Below are 6,301 nucleotides of genomic sequence, written 5' to 3' on the forward strand. Positions count from 1 at the left end.
ATAGGAACAATTGAAATACCGAAAGGAGAATCGCATGGAACACACAAAGGCATATCAGGAATTTAAGAAGAATGGTAATACAAAGTTTGTAAGATATAGCGAAGGAGCAGAAATGTATCATATGGGCGTATCAAAGTTTATGCAAAGGGCTAAGGATGCCAAAGCAATCTATAAGTTAGGTCAGTTAGTACTTGTGAATTTAAAAATATTTGATGAGTACCTTGAGACATTCCATATAGTTGATGATGAATTTTATAAGTAGGTGAAAAGGATGGTAACACAATTACAGCCGGATGTTAGGGCTTACCTTCATGGTGGGGAGGTAATAAAAAGATACATAAAGGTCGAAGAGGTGGCTTATGAATAGATGATTTTTGACTTCATATTGCTTCGACAGAAGAAGTAGCAGGTTTAGAGAAGATAATCGCAGAAAGCAAGGAAATCGTCGCTACTAATCTTGTGTTTCTCTTTATTAAGACTCTCAGAAATTTCATATATGACACAAAGAACCACCAAGATCAAGGCAGAAAGGTGGTTCTTATATTTTGCAGTGAATGAATCAATTATTTTGTGATGATATCACAGAAAATAATTTACCTTTTGCTTATAATGTAGCTACAAACTAAGTAAGGAGGTAGTCTAAATGAGATTAAAAGATAAAGTTGCAATCATTACGGGTGGCAGTCGTGGTATAGGATTTGCTACAGCTGATAAATTCTTGAAGGAAGGTGCTTCAGTTGTGTTGGCAGCAAGTTCACAGGAATCAGCAGATGTTGCTGTAGATAAATTAAAAGAGAAATATCCCAATGCAATAGTTGCTGGAATTAGTCCAAATCTGGCAAGCATGGAGTCTGTCAGAAAGGCTTTTAAAGAGGCAACTGAAAAATATGGATGTGTCGACATACTGGTAAATAATGCAGGAATTTCAGAAAATACCTCATTTATGGATTATACAGAGGAGACTTTTGATAAAGTCATTGACCTAAATGTAAAAGGAGTATTTAATACTACTCGTGTAGCAGCAGAATGTATGGTGGCAAGAGGCAAGGGGGTCATTCTCTCAACTTCTTCCATGGTGAGTATTTCGGGACAGCCAAGTGGGGTTGCTTATCCGGCATCGAAGTTTGCAGTAAACGGATTGACTGTATCATTAGCAAGAGAACTAGGACCTAAAGGTATTCGTGTTAATGCTGTTGCACCTGGGATTACAGAAACTGATATGATGAAAGCTGTGCCAAAGGAAGTTATCGAACCTATGATTGAAAGAATTCCATTGCGTCGTCTTGGACAGCCAGAAGATATTGCCAATGCGTTTGTGTTTCTTGCTTCAGATGAGGCGAGTTACATTACAGGTGTTATATTAAGTGTAGATGGTATGGCAAGAAGTTAATTTAATGTGGTATGGTGATGTAATCACGGAAAACAAATGAAATTAAGACTATAATAAAGCTACAAAAAGAAAAAGATAAGGAGGACTGTAAAATGTCTGCTATTAATATCAATAAAAATAATTTTGAGAACGAAGTACTGAATTCCGATAAAACCGTTCTTTTAGATTTTTGGGCATCTTGGTGTGCACCTTGCCGTATGGTAGTACCTATTGTAGAGGAGATTGCGGATGAGCGTAGGGATATTAAAGTTGGAAAGATTAATGTAGATGAAGAGACTGAACTGGCAAATAAGTTCAGTATTATGAGCATTCCGACTTTAGTGGTTATGAAGAATGGGAAGATTGTACAGCAGGTTTCAGGGGCGAGACCTAAGAATGCGATTTTAGAAATGCTTTAGGGAGGTGTGCTAATGGGATTTTTTGATTTCTTTAAACAGTCGAATATTGATCAAGGCATAGAAGAATATAAAAGGACTGCTGGTGCAGTTCTGCTGGATGTCCGTACTCCGCAGGAATATCAGGAAGGACATATACCAGAAAGTAAAAATGTGCCGTTGCAGCAACTAGACAATATTATTTCTGTAGCGAAGAATAAGGATATCCCTCTGTTTGTATACTGTTATTCCGGTTCCCGGAGCCGTCAGGCAACTGGGATTTTGCAACGAATGGGATATTCTAAAGTAAATAATATCGGTGGCATTGCAGCTTACTCAGGAAAGGTGGAAAAATAAGATGAAGGTAATAATCGTAGGAGGTGTAGCAGGAGGAGCTACAGCCGCAGCAAGAATACGCAGACTGGATGAACATGCAGAAATTACTGTGTATGAAAGATCCGGATACATATCCTATGCGAATTGTGGGCTTCCATATTATATTGGAGACGTGATTACAGATCCGGAAGAACTTACACTACAGACACCAGAGAGTTTTTTTAAACGCTTCCGTATTAACATGAAAATTCATCATGAAGTTATCTCAATACATCCCGAAAGTAAAACTGTTTCAGTGAAGAATTTAGAAAACGGTGAAATATTTGAAGAAAACTATGATAAGCTAATCCTCTCTCCAGGTGCAAAGCCTACACAGCCGAGACTTCCCGGAGTAGGTATTGATAAACTTTTTACACTTCGTACTGTAGAAGACACTTTTCGGATAAAGGAATATATAAATAAGAATCATCCAAAATCGGCTGTATTGGCAGGTGGCGGTTTTATTGGTCTGGAACTGGCGGAAAATTTGAGGGAGCTTGGCATGGATGTTACGATTGTCCAGCGACCTAAGCAGCTGATGAACCCTTTTGACCCGGATATGGCATCCATGATCCATAATGAAATGAGAAAGCATGGGATAAAACTGGTACTGGGCTATACAGTAGAAGGATTTAAAGAAAAAGACGACAGAGTGGAGGTTCTGTTGAAAGATAATCCATCCCTTCAGGCTGATATGGTAGTTCTGGCAATCGGAGTCACACCAGACACAGTATTAGCAAAAGAAGCCGGTCTGGAACTTGGCATCAAGGAAAGTATTGTAGTGAATGACAGAATGGAAACCTCTGTACCGGATATTTATGCTGCAGGTGATGCAGTTCAGGTAAAACATTATGTTACGGGTAATGATGCGCTGATTTCTTTGGCAGGACCAGCCAATAAACAGGGCAGAATCATCGCTGATAATATTTGTGGCGGTGATAGTCGTTACCTGGGCAGTCAGGGAAGCTCCGTTATAAAAGTGTTTGATATGACAGCAGCTACTACAGGCATCAATGAAACCAATGCCAAAAAGTCAGGATTAGAGGTAGATACAGTAATTCTTTCTCCTATGAGTCATGCCGGTTATTATCCTGGTGGAAAAGTGATGACCATGAAGGTGGTTTTTGAAAAAGAGAGCTATCGTTTGCTTGGCACTCAGATTATCGGATATGAAGGAGTTGATAAACGTATTGATGTGCTGGCAACAGCAATTCATGCGGGGCTGAATGCAACCCAGTTGAAAGATCTGGATCTGGCATATGCGCCACCTTATTCTTCTGCCAAGGATCCGGTAAACATGGCTGGATTTATGATAGACAATATTGCAAAAGGGACATTAAAGCAATGGCATTTGGAAGATATGGACAAGATTTCTAAAGATAAAGATGTGGTGTTGATAGATGTGAGAACTGTATGTGAATTCAGCAGGGGGCATATTGATGGATTCAAAAACATACCTGTAGATGAACTGAGAGAACGAATTAGTGAAATTGAGAAAGGAAAGCCTGTGTATCTGATATGCCAGAGTGGTCTGCGCAGTTATATTGCGAGCCGTATTCTGGAAGGAAACGGTTATGAAACGTATAATTTCTCTGGCGGATTTCGCCTCTATGATGCAGTGGTCAATGACCGTGCGCTGATTGAAAGGGCATATGCATGTGGTATGGAATTGATATGACTCACAATCAGGTTGTCCGGATGGTTTGTAATGATCTGATAAGGTTATTACTATTATTTGATTGACAAAAATTAAATAGGTTTTATAATGAATAATATCTATATCCCCCATTTGAAATGGGGGGTTACTAACTTGATATTAAGAATTCTTCCTAATAACGAGTGGGATAGAAACAACTAAAAAATAGAAGAAAAGGGGTAAGATTATGTTTGAGATGAAACCAGAGTATTACATTGGAATAAAAATGATTGATGAACAACATAAACAGTTGTTTAAATATGCGGATGAAGCATATGAATTACTAAATGACGAATTTACACCAGATAAATATGATAGGGTCGATATATTGCTGGAAAAGTTATACGATTATACGGTGAAACATTTAGCAGATGAAGAAGCATATATGGAATCTATTCATTATAACAAGTTATTTACGCAAAAGGTGCAGCATCAGGCATTTATTGAAAAGCTTGATGAGTTTATGGAAAGCCATAACAAAGAAGAGGAAAATCAGGATGAGCAGATTATGAAGATTTTGACATACCTTACGGAATGGTTAGTAAATCATATTTTGTATGTTGATGGACAGATTCCACAGGAATGATGTCATATATAGGAGTTTTTGAAAGAGATTTATGGATGAAAAACAGTTAAGCATAGATATCGTTGGTTTGGCAGGAGCATATTCTTATGCATTAGATTGTATAGAAGCCGAAATGGTTAGTGAAACGCAATGGCTACATGAGTGTGGTCATTGCGTTTTTCATAATTCTGATAAATGGAGGATTCTTTAAATGTTATAGAAAAACAGTTTTATAATCTTTGTAGTGTTTCCAGCCTTTTCGAATCAAGGATGGTGATTTTGCCACGGGAGAGTTTGACAAGCCCCTCACTTTGAAAGTAGCGAAGCATTCGAGTGATAACTTCCCTATGGGAACCAAGATGGTTGGCGATAGTTTCGTGAGTGATTTTTAGTTCATTTGTTTCTTCGATAGAGGTTTCTTCTAAAAGAAATGAAGCAACACGCTTGTCCAAACTCTTCCACATGATTTGTTCCATCAGCCACATGACATCAGAAAAACGAGTAGCCATTAACTCATTGGTATAGTTTGCGACGGGAGCAGATTCATTCATGATGCTCTTGTAAATCTCAGCAGGGATGATCCAAAGATCAGTATCTTTTTCTGCTTCAATGGTTACTTCAAATTGAATGGATCGCATCATACATGAGGCGGATAAAAGACACATATCCATATCAAACAGACGGTAAAGTGTAATCTCCCGTCCTTCATCTGAAAGTATGTAGGTTCGAAGCTGCCCGGATTTAACCAGTAATAATCCGGTACAATCTATTTTCCCGTTGTGAATGATCGTTCCTTTTTTTACATGCTGTGTGATTAAATGATCTGAAATTAGTTTTTTTTGTGCTGTATTTAAGTCATTCCATAGTGGAAAATAATTTTCGAAGCTCATAACAGTTATCTCCTTTACGAACATAGTATACTTGCTTTTTTAAGATGCGTCAATCGAATAATTGACATATGTCATAAATAAAAATATGTCATTGCAGTTATTAGTGTTCAAGGTAAATTCTTATGTAATAATATCACAGAAGGATTTACCTTTTTTAGGTACAATAGAGGTATCAAATTTGAAAGGGGAACAGAGCATTGGCAAAAAGAGTGGCAAGTATCGATAAAAAAAGATGTGTTGCCTGCGGAGTATGCGAAAATACTTGTCCGCTGGCAGCGGTTAAAGTACATCGTGGGTGCTATGCGGTAGTAGAAGAAGCAGTGTGTGTAGGATGCGGGAAATGTGCACAGTACTGTCCGGCAGGATGCATTGAAATGAGAGGGAGGGTAGCGGTGTGAAGAAAAAGAAACATTGGTATGATTATTTATGGATATGGGCGATCATTTATTTTGCTCTCGGTTTTTTTAATATATTGTTCGCCTGGTTTGGGATGATTGATTTCCTGTTGCCGTTAGGAATAGCAATATTCGGTGGAAATAAATTTTTCTGTAATCATTTGTGTGGACGTGGCCAGCTTTTTAGTAAGCTTGGTGGAGATTTAAAATGCTCAAGAAATAAACCAACCCCACAATGGATGAGTTCAAAATGGTTCCGATATGGCTTTTTGATATTTTTCCTTACAATGTTTGGAAATATGGTATTTCAGACATATTTAGTTGGTGCCGGAGCAGCATCCTTGCGTGAAGCCATCAAACTATTCTGGACTTTCCGTGTTCCGTGGGGATGGACATACACTGCAGGAATAGTAGCTGATTGGGTGGCACAGTTTAGTTTTGGATTTTATAGTTTGATGCTTACATCTCTGTTGTTAGGGTTAATCGTAATGGTGTTATATAAGCCACGAACCTGGTGTACATTTTGTCCAATGGGAACAATGACGCAGGGTGTCTGTAAATTAAAAAATAATGAAAATAAGTAATACTATAAAGTAATTTATAAAAGGCATATGTC

The 6,301-nt window shown here is 38.0% G+C and carries 10 protein-coding genes; 9 read left to right on the plus strand and 1 reads right to left on the minus strand.

Annotated elements, in window-relative coordinates:
- Window positions 1–34: 34 nt before the first annotated feature.
- From ROSEINA2194_RS11820 to ROSEINA2194_RS21175, 7 genes are all read left to right on the plus strand, one after another.
- Complete coding sequence (locus ROSEINA2194_RS11820) at window positions 35–262, plus strand: DUF6462 family protein (RefSeq protein ID WP_007887246.1); 228 nt, start codon at window positions 35–37, stop codon at window positions 260–262.
- Between the two features lie 381 nt (window positions 263–643).
- Window positions 644–1,390, plus strand: a complete 747-nt coding sequence (locus tag ROSEINA2194_RS11825; RefSeq protein WP_007887247.1) for an SDR family NAD(P)-dependent oxidoreductase — start codon at window positions 644–646, stop codon at window positions 1,388–1,390.
- A 92-nt stretch (window positions 1,391–1,482) separates the two neighbouring features.
- Complete coding sequence (trxA, locus tag ROSEINA2194_RS11830; RefSeq protein WP_007887250.1) at window positions 1,483–1,788, plus strand: thioredoxin; 306 nt, start codon at window positions 1,483–1,485, stop codon at window positions 1,786–1,788.
- 12 nt (window positions 1,789–1,800) lie between these two features.
- On the plus strand, window positions 1,801–2,121 hold the full coding sequence (locus ROSEINA2194_RS11835) for a rhodanese-like domain-containing protein (protein ID WP_007887252.1): 321 nt from the start codon (window positions 1,801–1,803) through the stop codon (window positions 2,119–2,121).
- A 1-nt stretch (window position 2,122) separates the two neighbouring features.
- Entirely contained in the window at window positions 2,123–3,817 is a 1,695-nt protein-coding gene (locus ROSEINA2194_RS11840) for an FAD-dependent oxidoreductase (protein WP_007887253.1), read from the plus strand.
- Window positions 3,818–4,022: 205 nt separating this feature from the next.
- Complete coding sequence (locus tag ROSEINA2194_RS11845) at window positions 4,023–4,421, plus strand: bacteriohemerythrin (protein ID WP_007887264.1); 399 nt, start codon at window positions 4,023–4,025, stop codon at window positions 4,419–4,421.
- Between the two features lie 31 nt (window positions 4,422–4,452).
- Window positions 4,453–4,611, plus strand: a complete 159-nt coding sequence (locus ROSEINA2194_RS21175; RefSeq protein WP_007887265.1) for a hypothetical protein — start codon at window positions 4,453–4,455, stop codon at window positions 4,609–4,611.
- A 19-nt stretch (window positions 4,612–4,630) separates the two neighbouring features.
- On the opposite strand, the gene ROSEINA2194_RS11850 is transcribed toward ROSEINA2194_RS21175, so the two are convergent.
- A complete protein-coding gene (locus ROSEINA2194_RS11850) occupies window positions 4,631–5,290 on the minus strand; it encodes a Crp/Fnr family transcriptional regulator (RefSeq protein WP_227970519.1) in 660 nt (219 codons plus the stop codon).
- 197 nt (window positions 5,291–5,487) lie between these two features.
- On the opposite strand from ROSEINA2194_RS11850, the gene ROSEINA2194_RS11855 reads away from it, so the two are divergent.
- Window positions 5,488–5,688, plus strand: a complete 201-nt coding sequence (locus tag ROSEINA2194_RS11855) for a 4Fe-4S binding protein (protein WP_007887267.1) — start codon at window positions 5,488–5,490, stop codon at window positions 5,686–5,688.
- Window positions 5,685–6,269, plus strand: coding sequence for a 4Fe-4S binding protein (locus ROSEINA2194_RS11860; protein ID WP_007887269.1), 585 nt, complete (start codon window positions 5,685–5,687; stop codon window positions 6,267–6,269). Before ROSEINA2194_RS11855 ends, ROSEINA2194_RS11860 begins: the two co-directional genes overlap by 4 nt.
- The last annotated feature ends 32 nt before the right edge of the window (window positions 6,270–6,301 follow it).

This window comes from Roseburia inulinivorans DSM 16841, from assembly GCF_000174195.1.
Lineage (GTDB): Bacteria > Bacillota > Clostridia > Lachnospirales > Lachnospiraceae > Roseburia > Roseburia inulinivorans.